The organism is Streptomyces sp. AC512_CC834 (assembly GCF_019049325.1).
Lineage (GTDB): Bacteria > Actinomycetota > Actinomycetes > Streptomycetales > Streptomycetaceae > Streptomyces.
This window is the reverse complement of the sequence record NZ_JAGMUO010000097.1, coordinates 194,741-214,671: the sequence shown is the minus strand read 5'-3', so window position 1 is coordinate 214,671 and position 19,931 is coordinate 194,741. Positions and strand designations below refer to the sequence as shown.

At 71.3% G+C, this 19,931-nt stretch carries 17 protein-coding genes and 3 pseudogenes; 13 read left to right on the top strand and 7 right to left on the bottom strand.

What is annotated here, in order from left to right; genetic code table 11:
• Positions 1-36 precede the first annotated feature (36 nt).
• From KUM40_RS28500 to KUM40_RS28480, 5 genes are read left to right on the top strand one after another with little or no spacing between them, the layout of a single operon-like run.
• Positions 37-1,614: an ABC transporter substrate-binding protein gene (locus KUM40_RS28500; protein WP_217169060.1), complete on the top strand. Its 1,578-nt coding sequence runs from the start codon at positions 37-39 to the stop codon at positions 1,612-1,614.
• On the top strand, positions 1,611-2,603 hold the full coding sequence (locus KUM40_RS28495) for an ABC transporter permease (RefSeq protein ID WP_217169059.1): 993 nt from the start codon (positions 1,611-1,613) through the stop codon (positions 2,601-2,603). The genes KUM40_RS28500 and KUM40_RS28495 overlap by 4 nt, the downstream gene beginning before the upstream one ends.
• Entirely contained in the window at positions 2,600-3,520 is a 921-nt protein-coding gene (locus KUM40_RS28490) for an ABC transporter permease (protein ID WP_217169058.1), read from the top strand. Before KUM40_RS28495 ends, KUM40_RS28490 begins: the two co-directional genes overlap by 4 nt.
• Positions 3,517-4,362 carry an ABC transporter ATP-binding protein gene (locus KUM40_RS28485; protein ID WP_217169057.1) on the top strand — a complete coding sequence of 282 codons (846 nt, stop codon included), beginning with the start codon at positions 3,517-3,519 and terminating at the stop codon, positions 4,360-4,362. The genes KUM40_RS28490 and KUM40_RS28485 overlap by 4 nt, the downstream gene beginning before the upstream one ends.
• Positions 4,359-5,243 carry an ATP-binding cassette domain-containing protein gene (locus tag KUM40_RS28480; protein WP_217169056.1) on the top strand — a complete coding sequence of 295 codons (885 nt, stop codon included), beginning with the start codon at positions 4,359-4,361 and terminating at the stop codon, positions 5,241-5,243. Before KUM40_RS28485 ends, KUM40_RS28480 begins: the two co-directional genes overlap by 4 nt.
• Positions 5,244-5,254: 11 nt before the next feature.
• On the opposite strand, the gene KUM40_RS28475 is transcribed toward KUM40_RS28480, so the two are convergent.
• A complete protein-coding gene (locus KUM40_RS28475) occupies positions 5,255-6,214 on the bottom strand; it encodes an ROK family protein (protein ID WP_217169055.1) in 960 nt (319 codons plus the stop codon).
• A 41-nt stretch (positions 6,215-6,255) separates the two neighbouring features.
• Here KUM40_RS28475 and KUM40_RS28470 point away from each other — a divergent pair, with 41 nt between their 5' ends.
• The 4 genes and pseudogenes from KUM40_RS28470 to KUM40_RS28455 all read left to right on the top strand — a co-directional run bounded on the left by KUM40_RS28470 (position 6,256) and on the right by KUM40_RS28455 (position 11,554).
• Positions 6,256-7,038 carry a creatininase family protein gene (locus KUM40_RS28470; protein WP_217169054.1) on the top strand — a complete coding sequence of 261 codons (783 nt, stop codon included), beginning with the start codon at positions 6,256-6,258 and terminating at the stop codon, positions 7,036-7,038.
• 14 nt (positions 7,039-7,052) lie between these two features.
• Positions 7,053-8,180, top strand: a complete 1,128-nt coding sequence (locus tag KUM40_RS28465) for a mandelate racemase/muconate lactonizing enzyme family protein (RefSeq protein WP_217169053.1) — start codon at positions 7,053-7,055, stop codon at positions 8,178-8,180.
• 1 nt (position 8,181) lies between these two features.
• Positions 8,182-8,595, top strand: a pseudogene (locus tag KUM40_RS28460) (RidA family protein); the annotation flags it as partial.
• Between the two features lie 34 nt (positions 8,596-8,629).
• Positions 8,630-11,554, top strand: coding sequence for an FAD-binding and (Fe-S)-binding domain-containing protein (locus tag KUM40_RS28455; RefSeq protein WP_217169052.1), 2,925 nt, complete (start codon positions 8,630-8,632; stop codon positions 11,552-11,554).
• 22 nt (positions 11,555-11,576) lie between these two features.
• On the opposite strand, the gene KUM40_RS28450 is transcribed toward KUM40_RS28455, so the two are convergent.
• Complete coding sequence (locus KUM40_RS28450) at positions 11,577-11,822, bottom strand: STAS domain-containing protein (RefSeq protein ID WP_374227434.1); 246 nt, start codon at positions 11,820-11,822, stop codon at positions 11,577-11,579.
• A 202-nt stretch (positions 11,823-12,024) separates the two neighbouring features.
• Between KUM40_RS28450 and KUM40_RS28445 the strand changes: the two genes are divergently transcribed.
• The gene (locus KUM40_RS28445; protein ID WP_217169051.1) at positions 12,025-12,171 is read left to right on the top strand and encodes a hypothetical protein; all 147 of its coding nucleotides are present in this window, start codon (positions 12,025-12,027) and stop codon (positions 12,169-12,171) included.
• 61 nt (positions 12,172-12,232) lie between these two features.
• On the opposite strand, the gene KUM40_RS28440 is transcribed toward KUM40_RS28445, so the two are convergent.
• Both KUM40_RS28440 and KUM40_RS28435 read right to left on the bottom strand, forming a co-directional pair.
• Positions 12,233-12,682 carry a DoxX family protein gene (locus tag KUM40_RS28440; RefSeq protein ID WP_217169050.1) on the bottom strand — a complete coding sequence of 150 codons (450 nt, stop codon included), beginning with the start codon at positions 12,680-12,682 and terminating at the stop codon, positions 12,233-12,235.
• Positions 12,683-12,791: 109 nt separating this feature from the next.
• Positions 12,792-13,815 (bottom strand): annotated as a pseudogene (locus tag KUM40_RS28435) (aldo/keto reductase).
• Positions 13,816-14,008: 193 nt separating this feature from the next.
• On the opposite strand from KUM40_RS28435, the gene KUM40_RS28430 reads away from it, so the two are divergent.
• Positions 14,009-14,848, top strand: coding sequence for a helix-turn-helix transcriptional regulator (locus tag KUM40_RS28430; protein ID WP_217169049.1), 840 nt, complete (start codon positions 14,009-14,011; stop codon positions 14,846-14,848).
• 88 nt (positions 14,849-14,936) lie between these two features.
• Here KUM40_RS28430 and KUM40_RS28425 read toward each other — a convergent pair.
• The 3 genes and pseudogenes from KUM40_RS28425 to KUM40_RS28415 form a co-directional block, all read right to left on the bottom strand.
• A pseudogene (locus KUM40_RS28425) lies at positions 14,937-15,788 on the bottom strand (family 16 glycosylhydrolase); the annotation flags it as partial.
• A 105-nt stretch (positions 15,789-15,893) separates the two neighbouring features.
• On the bottom strand, positions 15,894-17,087 hold the full coding sequence (locus tag KUM40_RS28420) for a glycoside hydrolase family 64 protein (protein ID WP_217169047.1): 1,194 nt from the start codon (positions 17,085-17,087) through the stop codon (positions 15,894-15,896).
• A gap of 232 nt (positions 17,088-17,319) precedes the next feature.
• Complete coding sequence (locus tag KUM40_RS28415; protein ID WP_217169046.1) at positions 17,320-17,790, bottom strand: hypothetical protein; 471 nt, start codon at positions 17,788-17,790, stop codon at positions 17,320-17,322.
• Positions 17,791-18,158: 368 nt separating this feature from the next.
• Here KUM40_RS28415 and KUM40_RS28410 point away from each other — a divergent pair, with 368 nt between their 5' ends.
• Both KUM40_RS28410 and KUM40_RS28405 read left to right on the top strand, forming a co-directional pair.
• Positions 18,159-19,034, top strand: coding sequence for a helix-turn-helix transcriptional regulator (locus tag KUM40_RS28410; protein ID WP_217169045.1), 876 nt, complete (start codon positions 18,159-18,161; stop codon positions 19,032-19,034).
• Positions 19,035-19,093: 59 nt separating this feature from the next.
• Positions 19,094-19,909, top strand: coding sequence for an SAM-dependent methyltransferase (locus KUM40_RS28405; RefSeq protein ID WP_217169044.1), 816 nt, complete (start codon positions 19,094-19,096; stop codon positions 19,907-19,909).
• Positions 19,910-19,931 lie beyond the last annotated feature (22 nt).

Below are 19,931 nucleotides of genomic sequence, written 5' to 3'. Positions count from 1 at the left end.
ACCGCATTCCATTTGACGGAACGGAGGTGTTGTTCAATGGAACGAATTCGTCAGGGGTGCACGGTGGACCGCAGCGGTCCCAGTCGACGCCACGTCCTGCGGACCGGTGGTCTGCTGCTCGGAGCCCTCAGCGCCCCGGCGCTCCTGAGCGCGTGCGGCACGACGGCCGGCGCGGACCGGGCCGGCAACGTCCTGCGGGTCTCCCAGCCGGGCGATCCCAAGACGCTGGACCCGCAGAAGCAGGGCGACATGGTGTCGATGAACGTCCTGATCAACATGTTCGACACGCTCACCACCCGCGGCCGGGACAACAAGCTGCACCCCAGGCTCGCCCTCTCCTGGAAGGCGACCGACGCGCGCACCTGGCGCTTCGTCCTCCGACCCGGCGTGACCTTCCACAACGGTGAGGTGTGCGACGCGCGGGCCGTGGCCTTCAGCATCGAGCGACTGCTCGACCCCGCGACCAAGTCGCCCATCGTCGAACTGCGCTTCGTCAAGGGCGTCACCGTCGTCGACCGGCTCACCGTGGACATCCACACCACGGTGCACGACCCGATCCTGCCCGCCAAGCTCTCCCTGTTCGGCGGCGTGGTGGTACCGCCCCGCCACCTGGCCGAGGTGGGTGACGCCGAGTTCGCCGACCACCCCGTCGGCACCGGCCCCTTCACCTACGTGAGCTGGCAGCGCGACCACGAACTGCGCATGAACGCCTACGACGACCACTGGAACGGCCGCCCGTCCGTCGACGGCCTCGTCTTCAGTCCCGCCCCCAACGCCTCGTCCTCGCTGGCCTCCCTCCAGAGCGGCGGCGTCGACCTGGTCGCCGGGCTCACCCCGGACGCGGCCCAGCAACTCGAGGGCTACGGCGGCATCACGCTCGACGGCTACACGGGCATCCGCACCGCCTACCTGTCCCTGAACACCCTGGAAAGCGGCCCGCTCCAGGACCGTCGCGTGCGTCAGGCCCTCAACCACGCGATCGACGTACCCCTGCTGATCAAGGCCGTACTCGGCGGCAAGGCCACCGAGACCCCCGCACTCGTCCCGCGCGGCTCCTTCGGCTTCGACCCCACCGTCAAGCCCTTCACCCGCTCGGTCGACACCGCGCGCAAACTCCTCGCCGAGGCCGGTCACCCGCACGGTTTCTCCACCACCATCACCGCCTCCAACATCGACGCCAACGTCGCCGAGGCGCTGTCCGGACTGCTGTCCCGGGCCGGCGTGGACGCCCGCGTCAACCTGCTCGACCCCGGCACCTACTCCGGACGGCTCACCTCCGACAACCGGGGAGCGCTCGGCCCGATCTACCTCGCGGCCAGCACCGTCTGGACGCTGGACGGCGCCAGCATCGTCCAGTCCAACGTGCGCAGCGACCGCCGCCAGAGCCGCTGGCACTCCAAGGAGGCCGACCGGCTCATCGACACCGAGGAACTGTCCGAGGACCCCGCCGAACGCATCCGGGCCTTCTCCGACCTGCAACGCCTGATGCGCGAGGAAGCCCCCTTCGTCTTCCTCTACCAGATCGACAACATCTACGCCCGCAACGACCGGCCCCACTGGACACCGGGAGCCGCGGGCGTCCTCGACATGGAGAGCGCGGAGGTGTCCCGATGAGCGCCCCGACCCTCGACAAACCACCCACCCCGGCGGCCACCACGCCCCGCCGCGCCGACCGGACCGGCCTGCTGCGCGAGGTGGTCAGGCGCCTGGCCACCGCCCTGCTCGTGCTGCTGTGCACGGCGACCGTCGCCTTCTTCCTCGTACGTCTGTCCGGCGACCCCGTGAAGATCCTGCTGCCGCCGGACGCCACGGCCGAACAGGAGCAGGTGCTGCGCCATTCCCTGGGCCTGGACCAGTCCCTGATCTCCCAGTACCTCGACTATCTCTGGGGACTGCTCCACCTCGACTTCGGCGACTCCCTCGTCTACGGCCAGCCCGTGAGCGAGATCCTCGCCGACCGGCTGCCCGCCACGCTCGAACTGGCCGCCGCCGCACTGGTGGTGACCCTCGTCATCGCCGTCCCGGCGGGCATCTTCGCCGCCATGCGACGCGGCCGGGGCACCGACAACACCGTGATGACCGGCGTCCTGCTCGGCCAGTCCACCCCGCCGTTCTGGGTCGGCATCCTGCTCATCCTGGTCTTCGCCGTCTGGCTGCGGGCCCTGCCCGCCTCCGGATACGGCACGTTCGCCAACCTGATCCTGCCCGCCATCACCCTCGCCGTGTACTCCGTCGCCGTCGTCGCCCGACTGCTGCGCTCCTCACTGATCGACGTGCTCTCCTCGGACCACATCCGCAGCGCCCGCGCCAAGGGATTCGGGCCGCTCAAAGTGGTCCTGCGGCACGGGCTGCGCAACGCCTCGCTGCCGGTGGTGACCGTCGTCGGCCTCGAAGTGGGCAACCTGCTCGGCGGGGCCATCCTCACCGAACGGGTCTTCTCCTGGCCCGGGGTCGGACAGTTGACGATCGAGGCGATCTCCAACCGCGACTTCCCCCTCGTCCAGGCCACCGTCCTGTTCTTCGCCGCCACCTTCGTCGTGGTGAACCTGCTCGTCGACCTCTCCTACAGCTTCCTCGACCCGAGGGTGAGGACGTCACGATGACCGTCACGACCCCCGCCGCGCCCGACCGGGCCACGGCGAAGACACCGTCGGGCGGCATCGGCCCCCGGGCCGTCGTCCTGCGGGCCCTGCTGCGCAACAAACTGGCCGCGGTGGCCCTCGCCGTACTCGTACTGCTGCTCGTCGCCGCCCTGTTCGCGCCCCTGATCGCCCCCTACGACCCCAACACCCAGAACCTCCTGCTGCGGCTGCGGCCCCCCGCCTGGCAGGACGGCGGCAGCGGCGCCCACCTCCTGGGCACCGACCAGCTCGGCCGCGACCTGCTCTCACGCGTCGTCTACGGCGCCCGGGTCTCCCTGCTCGTCGGCGCCGGCGCCGCCCTGCTCGCCGGTGTCGTCGGCACCGTCGTGGGACTGTCCGCCGGCTACTTCGGCCGCTGGATCGACCGCACCCTCATGCGCCTCGCCGACGTGCAACTCGCCTTCCCCTCGCTGCTGCTGGCCCTCGCCATCGTCGGCTTCCTCGGCTCGGGCCTGTGGATGGTGATCCTGGTCCTCGGCTTCACCGGCTGGGTCTCCTACGCCCGCGTCGTGCGCTCCGAGGTGATGTCGCTGCGCACCCGCGACTTCATCACCGAGGCCCGCGCGATCGGCGTCACCGACGTCACCATCATGCGCCGCCACCTGCTGCCCAACGTGATGGCGCCGCTGGCCACCATCGGCACCCTGCACGTCGCCGCCGCCATCGTCGCCGAGGCCTCCCTGAGCTATCTCGGCCTGGGCGTGCCCAAGGAGACCGTCACCTGGGGCGCCATGCTCTCCGACGGCCAGCTCTACCTGGGCACCTCCTGGTGGGTCGCCGTCTTCCCCGGCATCGCGCTGATGCTGACCTCCCTCGCCATCAACATCACCGGCGACGCCCTGCGGGACGTCGCGGACCCGAAGGCCTACCGCCGATGACCATCGACCGAACCGCAACCGACCCGTCCCCGCGACCGGCGGACCAGCAGCCGCTGCTGGAGATCAACGGCCTCAGCGTCGACTTCCGGCTGGAGACGTCCGTCGTCCACGCCGTCCAGGACGTCTCCCTGCACGTGGGCGCAGGCGAAACCCTCGCCGTCGTGGGGGAGTCCGGCAGCGGCAAGAGCGCCACCGCGCTCTCCGTCCTGCGGCTCAACCCGAGCCCGCCGTGCTTCTACCCGAGCGGCGAGATCCGCTTCGACGGACGGGACCTGCTGAAACTCTCCGAGAAGGAACTCGGCAAGGTCCGCGGACGCGACATCGCCATGGTCTTCCAGGACCCGATGACCTGCCTCGACCCGCTCCAACGCGTCGGCGCCCAGGTCGCCGAGGTGCTCAGGCACCACACCGGCATGTCCCGCGCCGAGGCCGGGGAGGCCGCGCTGGCGGCGCTCGACGAGGTCGGCATCCCCGACCCCGCCCTGCGCTACCGCCAGTACCCGCACGAACTCTCCGGAGGCCTGCGCCAGCGCGTGATGATCGCGACGGCACTGGTGGCGAGGCCCCGCGTACTCATCGCCGACGAGCCGACCACCGCCCTGGACGTCACCGTGCAGCGCCAGATCCTCGACCTCCTCGTCACCCTCCAGCACAAACACGACATGGCCGTCGTGCTCATCACCCACGACCTCGCGGTCGTCGCGGAGACCGCCGACCGCGTCGTGGTCATGAACAAGGGCAAGGTCGTCGAGACCGGCGACGTCCTCGACGTCTTCGACCGGCCGGCCGACGACTACACCCGCGAGCTGCTGGCGGCCACCCCGCGATTGGAGGCGGCATGACCACCGAAGCCACCGAAGCCACCGCGCCCGCGCCCCCGGCCGGGAAGGTCCTCCTGGAACTGAACGGCCTGCGCAGGGAGTTCGGCAGCCGGCACACGACGGTCGCAGTCGACGACGTGTCACTCGAAGTCCACGAGGGCGAGACCCTCGCCCTGGTCGGCGAGTCCGGCTGCGGCAAGACCACCCTCACCCGGCTGCTCCTCGGACTCCTCGAACCCACCGCCGGAAACGTGCGCTTCGACGGCCAGGACCTCGCCGCCCTCTCCGCCTCCCAACTGCGCGGCGTACGACGGCAGATGCAGGTCGTCCTCCAGGACCCCTACTCGAGCATGAACCCCCGCATGCGCATCACCGACATCGTCGCCGAACCCCTGGTCACCCACGACCCCGAGGCACGCGGACGGCGCGCACGCGCCCGCACCAGGGAGCGGGTCGGGGAACTCCTGGAGGCCGTGGGCCTGGACGCCGGCATCCAGGACCGCTACCCGCACGAGTTCTCCGGCGGCCAGCGCCAGCGCGTCTCGATCGCACGGGCCCTGGCACTCCGCCCCCGGCTGCTGGTGCTCGACGAGCCCACCAGCGCCCTGGACGTGTCCGTACAGGCGACCGTCCTCGATCTGCTGGCGGAGCTGCAGCGACGGCTGGGTCTCACCTACGTGTTCGTCTCGCACAACCTGGCCGTCGTGGCGCAGGTGGCCGACCGGGTCGCGGTGATGAGCCGGGGCAGCCTGGTGGAGGTGGGCGAGGCGGCGGCCGTACTGCACAGCCCGCAGCACCCCTACACCCGGCAGCTCCTCGACGCCGTGCCGGTCCTCGACCCGCGCCGCGGCCGTCGCGCCGCCGAGCGGGCCTCCTCGGCGGCGGGCGCGGACAGCCGATGACCCCTCACTCCCTACAGGTGGGACAGTACGAGTCCCGCCCCGCCCAGCAGCGCCACGTCGTCGACGGCGCCCGTACCGACCAGCACCCGCGGCTGCTCGGCGCCCACGAAGGCGACCGCGTTTTGCAGCCGCTCCTCCACGACGGTGCGGAAGCGCTCACCACCCTCACGGGCCTCACCGTGCAGGATGAACAGGCCGGGCGCGAAGAGCTGCTGCACGTTCACCAGCCCCAGGGCCAGGTTGTGCGCGTACTCCTCGACCACCCGCCCGGCGAGCGCGTCCCCGCCGTTCACCAGCGCGTCCAGCGACACCGCGTCCCCGAGCCCGGCCGCGCGCGCCCGGGCCCGCAGCCAGCCGGTCGTGGCCAGGGTCTTCCAGCAGCCCCGGTTCCCGCACGTACAGCGCTCACCACTGGCCGACACGGTCATGTCCGCGCCGCTGCGTCCGCCGGGCGGGGCCATCACCTCGCCGTCGTAGAGCACACCCACCCCGAGCACCTCGCCGGTCGAGACCGAGGCGAACGTACGCCGTCCGCGACCCGCGCCGAACCAGCGGTCGCCGAGCACCTGGAGCCGCGCCCGGTGCTCCACCCGCACCCCGGCCCCGGTGAGCGCGCCGAGCCGCTCCGTCACCGGATAGCCGTGCAGCGCGGGCACGTCGTTCACCTCGAGGATCAGCCCCGTGAGGGGGTCCACGAGCCCCGCGGCGGCCACCCCGATCCCCTGGAGCTCGTGGGCGGCGAAGCACCCGGCCGCCGCGGCCAGCGCCCTGTCGATGTCCGCGGGGGTCGCCGTGGCCGCGTCGTACGACGACTCGGTGCGGTCCAGCACCCGGCCCGCCATGGACAGCACGGCCGCCCTGACCCGCCCCGGCACCAGCTCGACGGCCCCCAGCCGCCGGGCCGCGGGAGGGGAGGCCGGTCGCTCCGCGGCGTCGGGGACCAGTCGCAACGGAGAACTTTTGTGGACCATGCGCCGACTCTGCCACGGCCCCGTTTCGGAGAGGTAGCACCGTGAGCCAATCGAGACTGACCGAACTCACCTGGCGGGAGGTACGCCGGGCCGGCGAGGACGGCATCGCCCTGCTGCCCATCGGTTCGCAGGAGCAGCACGCCGCGCACCTGCCGATGGGCACCGACACCCTGCTGGCCGAGGCGGTCGTGGACCGCGCCCTCGACCTCCTGGACCTGCCCGGCGGGGAGAGCGCCGCGCCCGAGGTCGTACGCCTGCCGGCCCTGCCCTTCGGGCACAGCCCGCACCATCTGTTCGCGGCGGCCGTCTCGCTCTCCGCGGCCACCCTCGGCGCCGTCCTGGACGACGTCCTGGACTCACTCGTGACCAGCGGGTACCGCCGCGTCATGGTCGTCAACGGCCACGGCGGCAACGACGAGATCATGCGGCTCGCCGTGAAGCGGTTCGCGCTGCGCGCCGAGGTGACCGTCGCCGCCTGCTCGTACTGGACCGTCACCGCGGGCGACGACACGGCCGGACGGCCCGAGGTCACCCCGGGGCACGCCGGATGGTTCGAGACGTCCCTCATGCTGGCGGCCCACCCGGGCCTGGTGCGCACCCCCGTGCCCGCCCGCGCCCCCGTCGATCCACCACCCCTGTTCGACAACCCGCCCCACCCCGGCCTGACCGTCGAACGCCACGGCGAATGGGAGCGGGTCGACGGCTCCACGGACGACGCCTCCGGCGCCGACGCCGACCGGGGCGGCCGGCTCCTGGACGACCGGGCCCGAGGACTGGCCCGCGCGATCCGTGCCTTCGACACCGCGAGCCGGTCAGCCCGATGATGCGAGGAGTAGAAATGAAGATCACCGACGTCGACGTGTGGGTCGTCAACCTCCCACTCGTCAATCCCTTCACGAGTTCCTTCGAGACCAAGACCGGCGAGACCCGCACCGTCGTCCGCGTCCGCACCGACGAAGGCGTCGAGGGCTGGGGCGAGACGATGTGGGGCGCACCCGTCGCCGCGATCGTCCGGCAGATGATCCCCGACCTGATGGGCGTCAGCCCGTTCGCGCTGGAGAGCTTCCACCGCAAGCAGCACATGGTGCCGTTCTTCTACGGCTACCTCGGCTACGCGGCGATCGCCGCCGTCGACGTCGCCTGCTGGGACGCGATGGGCAAGGCCACCGGCCAGTCCGTCACCGACCTGCTGGGCGGCGCCGTCCGCGACGAGGTGCCCCTCACCGCGCTGATCACCCGCGCCGACGCGCCCGGCGCCACGGCCGCCGACCTGCCCAAGGCCATGGCGGAGCACGCCGTACGCGTCGTCGCCGAGGGCGGATTCGAGGCCGTCAAGCTCAAGGGCACCAGGGACTCCGAGGGCGATGTCGCCATCCTGCGCGCCGTCCGCGAGGCGCTGCCCGACGTGAACCTGCGCGTCGATCCGAACGCGGCCTGGTCCGTCCCCGACTCGGTCCGCGCCGGGATCGCCCTGGAGGAACTCGACCTGGAGTACTTGGAGGACCCCTGCGTCGGCATCGAGGGCATGAGCCAGGTGAAGGCGAAGGTACGCATCCCGCTGTGCACCAACATGTGCGTCGTCCGCTTCGAGGACTTCGCGCCCGCCATGCGCCTGAACGCGGTCGACGTCATCCACGGCGACGTCTACAAGTGGGGCGGCATCGCCGCGACCAAGGCGCTCGCCGCGCACTGCGAGACCTTCGGCCTGGGCATGAACCTGCACAGCGGCGGCGAACTCGGCATCGCCACGGCGGCACACCTGGCCGTGGTGTCCAGCACGCCCGTCCTCTCCCGGGCCATCGACAGCATGTACTACCTGCACGCGGACGACATCATCGAGCCGCTGCACCTGGAGAACGGCCGGCTGCGGGTGCCGTCGGGACCCGGCCTGGGCGTCAGCGTGGACGAGGACAAGCTCCACCACTACGCCGGGGTCAACGAGCGGGACGGAGACCTGACCGGATGAGCGAGCCGTACGCACGCCCGGGGCTCCCCGTCCCGCGGGCGCCTACTCCCAGGGTGTGGTGGCGGGCGGGTTCCTGTTCACGGCGGGCTTCGGCCCCCAGGACCCGGTCACCGGTGCCGTACCGGAGGGTGTCGGACCGCAGACCGCGCAGGTGCTGCGCAACGTCGCCGCGGTCCTCGCCGAGCCGGGGCTGTCCATGCGGGACGTCGTGAAGGTCACCGCGCACCTGCAACACCTCAAGCGGGACTTCTCGGCGTACGACGCGGCCTACCGCGAGTTCTTCGAGGAGCCCTGCCCGGTGCGCACCACCGTCGGGTCCGACCTGATGGACATCCTCGTGGAGATCGACGTGGTGGCCCTCCTGCCGCACCCGGACCCGGACCCGGACCCGTCCGCGGCCGCAGTCGTACGCTGATCAGCACTGTTCGAGATCGTGGGAGACGAACGCCATGCCCCTGCTGGAGCCCAAGCCGGAAACCCTCCGCCCCACAGCGGTCCGCGCCCCGGCGGCCGACCGGGTCCCCGACAGCGGGGCCACGGGTACGCCCGAGGCGCTGCGCACCGGGCTGACCGCGCTGCTGGGACCGGAGAAGGTCCGCTGGAAGGTCTCCGACCTGGTGAAGTACGCCTCCGACGCCAGCCCCTACCGGTTCGTTCCGCAGGTCGTCGTACTCCCCGAGAGCATCGACGACGTCGCCGCGGTCATGGGGTACGCGCGCGCCAACGGCCGCCAGGTCGTCTTCCGCGCCGCCGGCACGAGTCTGAACGGCCAGGCGCAGGGCGAGGACATCCTCGTCGACGTACGACGGCACTTCACGGGCATCGAGGTCCTGGACGGCGGCGCGCGGGCCCGCATCCGTCCCGGCACCACGGTCATGCGGGCCAACACGACCCTCGCCCGGTACGGCAGGATCCTGGGGCCCGACCCGGCCAGCGCCATCGCCTGCACCGTCGGCGGGGTCGTCGCGAACAACGCCTCCGGGATGACCGCCGGCACCACCCGCAACTCCTACCGCACCCTCGCCTCGCTGACCTTCGTGCTGCCCGGCGGCACCGTCGTCGACACGGCCGACCCGCACGCGGACGAGCGACTGGTGCGGACCGAGCCGGAGCTGTGCGCGGGGCTGCTGGCCCTCAAGGCGGAGATCGAGGCCGACGCCCGGCTCACCGCCCGCATCCGCGCCAAGTACGAGATCAAGAACACCAACGGCTACCGACTGGACGCCTTCCTGGACGGCGCCACACCCGTCGAGATCCTGCGCGGACTGATGGTCGGCTCCCAGGGCACCTTCGGGTTCATCTCCGACGTCGTCTTCGACACCCTGGCGCTGGACCGCAAGGTCTCCAGCGGTCTGCTCTTCTTCCCCTCGCTGACCGCCGCGGCGGCCGCCGTACCGCTGTTCAACGAGGCCGGAGCCGTCGCCGTCGAGCTGATGGACGGCAACACGCTGCGCGCCTCGGTGAGCGTGCGGGGCGTGCCGGCCGACTGGGCCGGACTGCCGCGGGAGACGGCGGCGCTGCTCGTGGAGTTCCGGGCCCCCGACGAGGCGGCGCAGGAGGCGTTCGAGCGGGCGGCGGCCGGAGTCGTCGAACGGCTGGAACTGGTCGCGCCGGTCGCCTCGGTGACCAACGGGTTCACCCGCGACGCCAAGGTCGTCTCCGGCTACTGGAAGGCACGCAAGGCCTTCGTCACGGCGGTCGGCGGTTCCCGCCCGGCGGGCACCACCCTGATCACGGAGGACTTCGCGGTTCCGCCGTCCCGACTGGCCGACGCCTGCCAGGACCTTCTCGGGCTCCAGGCCGAGCACGGCTTCGACGCCGCCGTCGCCGGTCACGCCGCCCACGGCAACCTGCACTTCCTGCTCGCCTTCGACGCGTCCAGGACCTCCGACGTCGACCGGTACGCCGCCTTCATGGACGCCTTCTGCCGCATGACCGTGGAGCGTTTCGACGGGTCGCTGAAGGCGGAGCACGCCACCGGGCGCAACATCGCCCCGTTCCTGGAGATGGAGTGGGGGTCCCGGGCGACCGAGCTGATGTGGCGCACCAAGCAGGTCGTCGACCCCGAGGGCGTACTGGCACCCCGGGTCGTCCTGGACCGCGACCCGAGGGCCCACCTGCGCGGCCTGAAGACGATCCCCGCAATCGAGCCGGTCGCCGACCCCTGCATCGAGTGCGGCTTCTGCGAACCCACCTGCCCCAGCCACGACCTGACGACCACTCCGCGCCAACGGATCGTGCTGCGGCGGGAGATGCTGCGCCAGCCGGCCGGTTCGCCCGTGGAGGAACAGCTCCTCGCCTCCTACGGCTACGACGCCGTCGACACCTGCGCGGGCGACTCCACCTGCGCGATCGCCTGTCCGGTGGGCATCGACACCGGCGCCATGATGAAAGAGTTCCGCCACCGGCGGCACTCACCGCGCGAGGAGCGGATCGCCGCCCTCACCGCGAAGCGCTTCAAGACCGTGGAGGCGTCGGCGCGGCTCGCGGTCGGCGCGGCGGACAGGATCAGCGACCGGCTGCTGACGGCCGCCACCGGCCTCGCCCGCAAGGCCGTACGAACCGACCTGGTGCCCGAGTGGCTGCCGGAGATCCCCGGCGCCGCCGCCCGCGCCGTCCCCCGCACCTCCCGGACGGGAGCGAGCGCCGTCTACTACCCGGCCTGCGTCAACCGGATCTTCGCCGGCCCCGAGGGCGACGGGACCCCCTCGCTCCAGCAGGCCGTGGTCGACGTCTCGGCCCGCGCCGGCCGGCCGGTCTGGATCCCCGACGACGTCGCGGGCACCTGCTGCTCCACGATCTGGCACTCCAAGGGCTACGCGGACGGCACCACCGTGATGGCCAACCGCGTCGTCGAGGCCGCCTGGGCCTGGACCGACGGCGGGCGGCTCCCGCTGGTCGTCGACGCCTCGTCCTGCACGCTCGGCATCAAGCACGAGGCCGTCCCCCACCTCAGCGACGCCAACCGGGAACTGCACCGGCGACTGAAGGTGGTCGACTCGGTCGTCTGGGCCGCGGACGAACTCCTGCCACGGCTGACGATCCGCCGCACCACCGGTTCGGCGGTGCTGCACCCGACGTGCTCCATGCGGCACCTGGGCGACGTGGACGAACTGCGGCAGGTCGCCGAGGCGATCGCCGACGAGGTCGTCGTCCCCGACGACGCCGGATGCTGCGCCTTCGCCGGTGACCGGGGCATGCTGCACAAGGAGCTGACCGCTTCGGCGACGGCGAAGGAGGCCGAGGAGGTGACCTCGCGCGCGTACGACGCGCACCTGTCCGCCAACCGCATGTGCGAGATCGGCATGGACCGCGCGACCGGGCGCGAGTACTACTCGGTCCTCCTCGAACTGGACCGGGCGACCCGGCCATGAACGCCCCCAGGAGCTGCCACTCCTAGGATGTTCGCCTCGCCTGGTACACCGAGTCGAAGATGGGGAAGACGTGCCGCAGGCCGGTCAGGGCGAAGAGTTGCTTCGTGTTGGCGTCGGTGATGACCAGTTTCAGCTCCCCATGGACGGACTGGACCCGTTTGAGTGCGCCGACCAGCACGCCCAGGCCCATGGAGTCGATGAACGCCACCCCGCGCAGATCGACGACGAACTGATCTCGAGGAGAGGTTCCATACGTACCCAACGGCATGTCCTGGGCAGAGGATGCGCCGCACGTGCGTTCTGCATATGCGTGAACGGTTGGCCAAAGAATCACCCCAGGGCGCCTCTCACCTGCGCTGATCAGCCGCCGGTGTCGTCTCGTGGCCCGTTCCGTCGTGCGGGTTCCGCCATTCGGGCGCATCCTGAGAGCCGGGCCACGACGCCCACAGACCGACCTACCGGGAGGTCCTGTGATTCTGCTCGCGTTGCTCCTACCGGTTGTGATGATGGCCTTCCTCTTCGCCGCGGACGCGCTCGAAGACCTGATCTTTCCGCCCCCGGCGGCCCCGGACGAGGATGCTCCGGGTGCCGACATCGCCGAAACGACCTCCCCCTGAGAGCGGCCGGGCACGAGCGCCGCCCGGTCACGAGACCCGCCCGGTCACGAGACCTGCATGGTCACGAGACCTGCCCGGTCACCGGCCGGGCGGCGCCCGGGGCGGTGTCGCCGCGGCGGAGCAGTCCCGCCAGGGACAGCGCACCCGGCCCGAAGAAGACCAGCAGCAGGAAGCCCCAGCAGAACAGCGCCGGGGCGAGCCCGCCGTTCTGGAGCGGGAAGAGGCCGTCCCCCTGGTGCTCGGTGAAGTAGGCGAAGGCCATGATTCCCGAGCTGAGGAACGCCGCCCCGCGCGTCGCCACGCCGACGAGGACGAAGGCCCCCGCCACCAGCTCGATGACGCCGGCGTACCAGAACGGCCAGTCACCCGTGGAGCTGGCCCGCCGGTCCAGCAGCCCGAAGACCGTGGCGGCGCCCTCGCTGGTGAACAGCACGCCCAGGACGATGCGGAACAGTCCGAGAACCAGGGGCTGCTGTCTGGTCAGCCGGTCGTTCAGGCGTGCGGTGCTCATCGGTGCGCTCTCCTCGAGTCGGTCGCTGCGGGCCCTCGCGCGGACGCGGGCCGGGCGGGCGAGAGCCCTCCCGTACTCCATACGTGCGCGCGAGGCGTTCCACTCACCGTCAGGCGGCGGAACGTTCGCCCACGGGCCGGCGGCGCAGGCCCGCCCGCTGGAGAGCCGGCGGTACGAAGACCTGGTCGAGGACGCCGACGTCCGTGCCGGGCGGGACGATCTCGTCGATCCGGTCGAGCAGGTCGTCGCCGAGCGCGACATCGACGCCTGCCAGCAGGTCGTCGAGATGACTCATCGTGCGCGGTCCGACGATCGCGCTGGTCACGCCCGGGTGGGCGATGGTGAACGCCATCGCGAGATGCGTCAGCGGCAGGCCCGCCTCCCCGGCGAGCGAGACGAACCGCTCGACGGCGTCGAGACGGCGCTCGTCGTTGACGTGCCGGAGGAACCCGGCGCGGCGCAGTTCGTTCTGCCCGCCCTTGCGCACCCGCCCCGTCAGCAGGCCCTGCCCGAGAGGCCCCCACACCAGCGTGCCGATCCCGTGGCGCCGCGCGACCGGCAGCACCTCGCGTTCGATGCCGCGGCTGAGCAGCGAGTACGGCGGCTGCTCGGTGTGGAACCGTGCCAGACCGCGTCGCTCGGCGACCCACTGGGCCTCCACGATGTCGGACGCCGGCATCGTGGACGTACCGATCGCACGGACCTTGCCGCTGCGGATCAGGTCGGAGAGCGCGGAGAGCGTCTCCTCGACGTCCGTGTCGGGATCCGGCCGATGAATCTGGTAGAGGTCGATGTGGTCGGTCCCGAGGCGGCGCAGCGAGTTCTCCACGGCGGTCATGATCCAGCGCCGTGAGGCGCCCTGCTGGTTGGGGTCGTCTCCCAGCGGGCGGCTCACCTTGGTCGCGAGGACGACGTCGTCGCGCCCCCCCCTTGAGCGCCTTGCCGACGACTTCCTCGGAGTCGCGGTAGGCGTCGGCGGTGTCGATCAGGTTGATCCCGGCGTCCAGCGCCTTGTGGATGACGCGGACCGAGTCGTCGGGGTCGGGGTTGCCGATCGACGTGGCGAACATCAGCGCGCCGAGCGCGTAGGGGCTGACCTTGATACCGGTCCGGCCGAGTGTGCGGTACTGCATGGCGACCATGCCTTTCCTTGCGACCTTGCGAATCCTTGCGAAGGGTTCCCGACAGCGCGTCGCACCGGCGAGGTGGGCCGGTGGACCCGCGGGCCTCCAGCGTGCGGCGGGGCCGGCCGCGGCGGGAGAGACGTCCTTGTCCAGGGACCGGCCGTCCCTGGCTGCGGCCGGCGACACGCGGCATGGTGGACGGGTGGACAGAACCGAGCTGGCCGATTTCCTGCGCCGCTGCCGCACCCGGCTCACCCCCGCCGACGTGGGGCTCTCGCCGGGCGCGCGGCGTCGCACCCCGGGGCTGCGCCGCGAGGAGGTGGCGCAGTTGGCGGGCATGTCCACCGACCACTACACGCGGCTCGAGCAGGCCAGGGGATCGCGGCCGTCCCGCCAGATGCTCGCCGCCGTCGCCCGCGCGCTGCGGCTGACCGGCGACGAACGCGACCATCTCTTCCTGCTGGCCGGCGAGGAGCCCTCGCGCGACCGGACCCCGACGGACCACGTCCGCCCAGGCCTGCTCCTCCTCCTGGACCGGCTGACCGACGTCCCCGCGCAGGTGGTGAGCGACCGCGGCGACATCCTCGCGCAGAACGCGATGGCCAGGGCGCTCCACGGCGACGCCTCCGCCCCCGAGGCGGAGCCCAACGTCGTCCGGCGCTTCTTCATGGACCCGTCCGCGCGGGAACTCTTCCCGGCCGAGGACCACGACCGGGCCGGCCGCACGGCGGTGGCGGATCTGCGCGCCACTCTCGCCCGCCGCCCGGACGACGCGCGGCTGAGGGCGCTCGTACGCCTGCTGCGCGCCCGGAGCGAGGAGTTCTCGGCGCTCTGGGACACCCACGAGGTCGCCGTGCGCCAGGCCGACGTCAAGCGCTTCCTGCATCCGGTCGTGGGCCTGCTGGAGCTGGACTGCGAGGTGCTGCTGAGCCCCGAGCACGACCAGCGGCTGATCGTCCACACCGCCCGACCGGGCAGCGAGTCCCACGCGCGGCTGGAGCTGCTGCGGGTGGTCGGCCTCCAAGACCTGACCCGCGGCTGAACGCGAAGAAGACCGCCACCTCCGGGGAGGCGGCGGTCGACTTCGTGTCCGGCTGGGCTCCGTCAGCCGTCAGCTTCAGCCGTCAGCCGTCGCTCGTGGTCACCTTCACCTCGTCGACCACCAGTTGCTGCGGGAAGGTGGTCGAGCCGTCGGGGTCGCCGGGCCAGTAGCCGCCGACCGCGAGGTTCAGGATGAGGAAGAACGGCTTGTCGAAGACCCAGTCGTTGCCGTTCAGATCGGCCGGCGTACGGGTCTGGTAGACGTTGCCGTCGACCGACCAGGTGATCTTGTCGGGCGCCCAGTCCACCGCGAAGGTGTGGAAGGCGTCCGCGAACGCCTCGCCGTTCGGCAGTGTGTAGGCCGCGCCGATGCCGCCCGAGCCGGAGTAGCCGGGGCCGTGGATGGTGCCGTGGACCGTCGAGGGCTCGAAGCCGACGTTCTCCATGATGTCGATCTCGCCGGAGTTGGGCCAGCCGACCTCGCCGATGTCCTGGCCCAGCATCCAGAACGCGGGCCAGATGCCCTGTCCGCGCGGGATCTTCATCCGGGCCTCGACGTGCCCGTAGGTGGCGGTGAACTTGCCCGAGGTGTTGAGCCGCGCCGAGGTGTACTCGCACGTGCCGTACCAGCACTGGTAGTTGCCCGGGTTCTCGCGCCGGGCCTCGATCACCAGATTGCCCTGGCCGTCGAGCTTCGCGTTGTCGGTGCCGGACGTGTAGTACTGCCGCTCGTGGTTGTTGACGTTGTCTCCGGTTTCGAGCTGCCACTTGGCGGAGTCGACGCCCGACCCGGCGGGTCCGTCGAACGTGTCGGAGAACGTCACCGCCGCGGCGGACTTCGGCCGGTGCTCCGCCTGGGCGGGGGTCACCGCGGCGGCCGCGACGAGGGTGGCGGACAGGGTGGCGAGCAGGCAACTGCGGAGCAGTCGTGGGGAGGCCATGTCTCTCCCTTTCGTGGGCCCGCTCCCACGAGGCGGGAGCGGGCGTAGAGGTGGGGGGAAGGTCCGGGCGCGGGTGGGGCCGGCCCGGTCGGTCGACGGCTCGGGTCAGTCGAAGGACTCGAGCGTGATGGCGGCGTCCTTGGGGTCGCCGTCGTGCACGAGCGACTCGTGGTTGCCGACGTCGTCGAAGGCGAAGGCGTACGCGTGGCCGTCCCGCATCTGCGCGTGGATCAGCCGGGCGTAGTGGTTGGTGACACCGTCCTGGTAGAAGCCGGAGGCGTCGGCGTCGGGCTGCTCGGAGTTGGTGAGCAGCGTCGACCGGTTGTACCCGGCGCACAGGGTCCGCGAAATGGGGCCGCGCACCTGGTCGTTGGGTGCGTCGAGCTTGTTGTAGCAGCCGAAGACGGAGTCGGAGTCGGGCTTTTCGAAGGAGGTGACCACCGCGCCGGTGCCGTCGGTGAAGTCCATCCTGTCGCCGTTGACCTTGCCGTAGAACTTTGTGTCCGGCTGATCCTTGAACGGCGTGACCGTCAGCGTGTCGGTGGCGTACTTGCTCCACACCCGGTCGATGTAGTCGCTCATCACGTCGGCCGGCAGGTCTCCGGAGCCGATGCCGTGGCCGGGAGCCAGGACCCGCAGCGGCGAGCCGTCGTCGCGGGTCTGGACCAGGCCCTCCCAGCCGCCGCCCTGCTGCTGGAGGCCGTCGGCAACGGCCTTGTACCCGCCCGGCTTCAGTGAACCGGTCTGCTTCGTCGAGCCGTCACCCGCGGTCAGGCCGACGGAGTAGGGCGCCGAGAACATGTCCACCTGGGTGGAGTTGATCCACAGGCCCGAGTCGTTGAGCGTGTACTCGGTCCAGTTGAACAGCGTGTCGTGGTTGGGGTCGTCGGCGTTCTGGACGGCCGGCTGCACGAGTCCGCCGTCGGCGAGCCGGAAGTCGAGTTTCTGGCCGTACGAGAAGTAGACCCGGCCCGAGAACTTCGGAAGCTGAACGGTCTTTGACCCGCCGTTTGCGGGGCCGGCGAACGAGGCGTCGGGGGCCGGGACCGGCGGGGCGCCACCGGCCGGCCAGGCGTGGAAGGTGCCGCTCTCGTCGGCGTATCCCTGCTGCCCGGAAGCGAGTTCGGTGCCGATCACGTACACGTAGACCTGTTCGGCGCTGCCCGAGTCGTTCTTCAGGGTGAGCGGGATGGTGTCCGCTACCGCCGAAGCCGGTTCGGCCGGCCCGACGACGACGGCGACGGCGCCGATCGACGCCGCGACGGCCAGGGACGCAGTGAGCTTGCGTGGGGAAAGCACACGTCCTCCTTGGTGTGGGGGGACTTGCAGCGTTGTAGTGCTTCCCTGTGCATGTCAACTAGTTGAACGAGATCAATCGGAAGAAGGCACTCCAGGTTCGGAAGGTGAAGCGGCAGGCGAAGCGGACAAAGTCCTCGTACGTCCGGGAGTCGGACGCGACAACGATGTCGTGCGGGATGCCGGCCGCTACTGCGTCTACTTCCCCGTCGGCCGGTGCCGGGCACGCGGTCGCTCAGGGCACCAGGGACCAGTGCGGTGGCACGCCGGTGAGCCGGCAGACGAGGAAGTACAGCGGGATGGGCGCGGTGTAGGGCGAGTCGCCGTCGGGGCCGTGTATCAGGCGCGGCCCGGACACCCGGTCGGCCGGCCGCGGCCGGGTCCAGGAGGGGTCGCCGGCGACGTAATGGGTACTGTGCGGCCACGCGACCCCGATGTCGGATCCCGAGGGGACGATCCACCACCAGAGCCCCTCGTCGGCGAACACGCAGCCCGCGCGGGGCAGGGAGTTCAGGATGCGCTCGCCGTGTTCCGCGCAGGTGCCGACGGCGTCGTGACCGAGGCCGGCGTGCAACCCGGCGGGGAGGGGGAGCGAGGCCGGGCCGGAGCGGCGTCGCCGGGGTGGGCACGCGGTGTCGGACGTACCTGAGCGGTCACGGGCGGTGGCCGCGGACGGACGTGGATCACGGGTGCGCTGCAGGTCCATGGGGGGTGTCCTTTGGCCGGGCGGGGAGCGGGCGGACCGGTGGGACCGGCGCGGCCGAACTGCTCCACTTCTCCACTTCGACGCGCAGTCGGTCTGTCGGCGCGCGCGACCGACGGATCACCAGGAGAACGTTGTCATGCGAGACCGTCCCGTGGGGTGGGGGTGCGTGTCCAGCAGGACGGTCCTGGCCGTCGGTCGAGGAAAACAGGGGGCGGTGGAACCACTGTGTCATCCTTCAACAACCCTGCGCAACCGGCAATTTGAAAATTGCAGCCGGCTGGACGCATGCTCCTCGAACGGGCGGCGCCCGTGGCAGACTTGCGCGTCCGGGGCCCGGGCGCGGGACGGCGAGGCGAAGGGAAGACGGAGTGACCGCGGAGACCGATTGGGGCGGTGCCCCCTCCGTGCTGCGCATGATCCTCGGCAGGCAGTTGGAGGAGTTGCGCACCCGTGCCGGTCTGACGTTCGAACAGGCCGGTGAGGCGATCGGGGTGAGCCATTCCACGATCCGCCGCCTGGAGGCGGCGAAGGTGGCGCGGCTGCGGCTTCCGGACGTGGAGAAGCTGCTCCAGGTCTACGGCGTCCGCGACCAGCAGGAGATCGACACCTTCCTGAAGTCGGCGCGCGAGGCGAACAAGCGGGGCTGGTGGCACACCTACCGCGACGTCATGCCGGACTGGTTCGCGGCGTATCTGAGCCTGGAGCAGGCAGCCCTGCACATTCGCGCCTACGAGTCCGGGGCCGTGCACGGCCTGTTGCAGACCCCGGCCTACGCGCGGGCCCTGCTGAGCGCCGGCAACCCCCATGCCTCCGCCGAGGCCACCGAGCGGCGGGTCGCCCTGCGCATGCGGCGCCAGGAGATCCTCACCCGGCCCTCCCCGCCCCGCCTGTGGGTCGTGATGGACGAAACGGTCCTGCGCTGGCCCGTGGGCGGCCCCGAGGTGATGCGGCAGCAGGTGGACCATCTGATCGAGGTGGGCCGGCTGCCCAACGTGACCGTCCAGATCATGCCGTTCGCCGGCGGGCCGCACCCCGCCATGCGCGCGGGCGCGTTCGACGTCTTCCGGTTCCGGGCCCCCGAACTCCCCGACATCGTCTATCTCGGCGGACTCGTGGGCGCCGTCTATCTGGACAAGGGCGACGACGTGGTGGTCTACCGCGAGGCCCTGGACCGGCTGGGCGCCCAGGCCGTCCCGGCCCGAAGCACCGGGGAACTCCTCGGCGCGCTGCGCAAGGAGCTGTGAGACTTTCCGCACCGAGAGTTCACTCGCACCGCACGACCCGACCCAGAGAGGGGCGAACGTTGTCCGACAGCGGATGGCCGGCCGACCGAATCGACACCGAGCACGCGCACTCGGCCCGGATCTACGACTACATCCTGGGAGGAAAGGACTACTACCCCGCCGACCGGGAGGCGGGTGACGCGATGGCCCGGGAATGGCCGGCGCTGCCCGTCCACATGCGCGCCAACCGCGACTGGATGAACCGTGCGGTGCGATGGCTGGCCGAGGAGGCGGGCATCCGCCAGTTCCTCGACATCGGCACCGGCATCCCCACCTCGCCCAACCTGCACGAGATCGCCCAGTCCGTGGCCCCCGAGTCGCGGGTGGTCTACGTGGACAACGACCCGATCGTCCTCACCCTCTCCCAGGGCCTGCTGTCCAGTACGCCCGAGGGCCGGACGACGTACATCGAGGCGGACTTCCAGCACCCGGAAGCCGTCCTGGAATCGGCCGAGTTCCGCAAGACCCTGGACCTGGGCAGGCCCGTCGCGCTCACCGTGATCGCGATCGTCCACTTCGTCCTGGACGAGGACGACGCGGTCGGCATCGTCCGCCGGCTCCTTGAGCCCCTGCCCTCCGGGAGCTACCTGGCCATGACCATCGGCACCGCCGAGTTCGCCCCCGAGGAGGTGGGCCGGGTCGCCCGCGAGTACGCGGCCCGCGACATGCCGATGCGGCTGCGGACCATCGACGAGGCCCACGAGTTCTTCCAGGGCCTGGAGTTGGCCGAACCGGGCATCGTCCAGGTCCACAGGTGGCGTCCGGACGGCACGGGCGAGCAGGGCATCCGCGACGAGGACATCGCGATGTACGGGGCGGTGGCCCGCAAGCCGTAACGGCCCGCGCGGACGGCGCCGG

What these genes read in the sequence shown, in the direction of transcription:
- KUM40_RS28500 (WP_217169060.1), top strand. Translation starts at nt 37, where the DNA reads ATGGAACGAATTCGTCAGGGGTGCACGGTGGACCGCAGCGGTCCCAGT.
- KUM40_RS28495 (WP_217169059.1), top strand. Translation starts at nt 1,611, where the DNA reads ATGAGCGCCCCGACCCTCGACAAACCACCCACCCCGGCGGCCACCACG.
- KUM40_RS28490 (WP_217169058.1), top strand. Translation starts at nt 2,600, where the DNA reads ATGACCGTCACGACCCCCGCCGCGCCCGACCGGGCCACGGCGAAGACA.
- KUM40_RS28485 (WP_217169057.1), top strand. Translation starts at nt 3,517, where the DNA reads ATGACCATCGACCGAACCGCAACCGACCCGTCCCCGCGACCGGCGGAC.
- KUM40_RS28480 (WP_217169056.1), top strand. Translation starts at nt 4,359, where the DNA reads ATGACCACCGAAGCCACCGAAGCCACCGCGCCCGCGCCCCCGGCCGGG.
- KUM40_RS28475 (WP_217169055.1), bottom strand. Translation starts at nt 6,214, where the DNA reads ATGGTCCACAAAAGTTCTCCGTTGCGACTGGTCCCCGACGCCGCGGAG.
- KUM40_RS28465 (WP_217169053.1), top strand. Translation starts at nt 7,053, where the DNA reads ATGAAGATCACCGACGTCGACGTGTGGGTCGTCAACCTCCCACTCGTC.
- KUM40_RS28455 (WP_217169052.1), top strand. Translation starts at nt 8,630, where the DNA reads ATGCCCCTGCTGGAGCCCAAGCCGGAAACCCTCCGCCCCACAGCGGTC.
- KUM40_RS28450 (WP_374227434.1), bottom strand. Translation starts at nt 11,822, where the DNA reads ATGCCGTTGGGTACGTATGGAACCTCTCCTCGAGATCAGTTCGTCGTC.
- KUM40_RS28440 (WP_217169050.1), bottom strand. Translation starts at nt 12,682, where the DNA reads ATGAGCACCGCACGCCTGAACGACCGGCTGACCAGACAGCAGCCCCTG.
- KUM40_RS28415 (WP_217169046.1), bottom strand. Translation starts at nt 17,790, where the DNA reads ATGGACCTGCAGCGCACCCGTGATCCACGTCCGTCCGCGGCCACCGCC.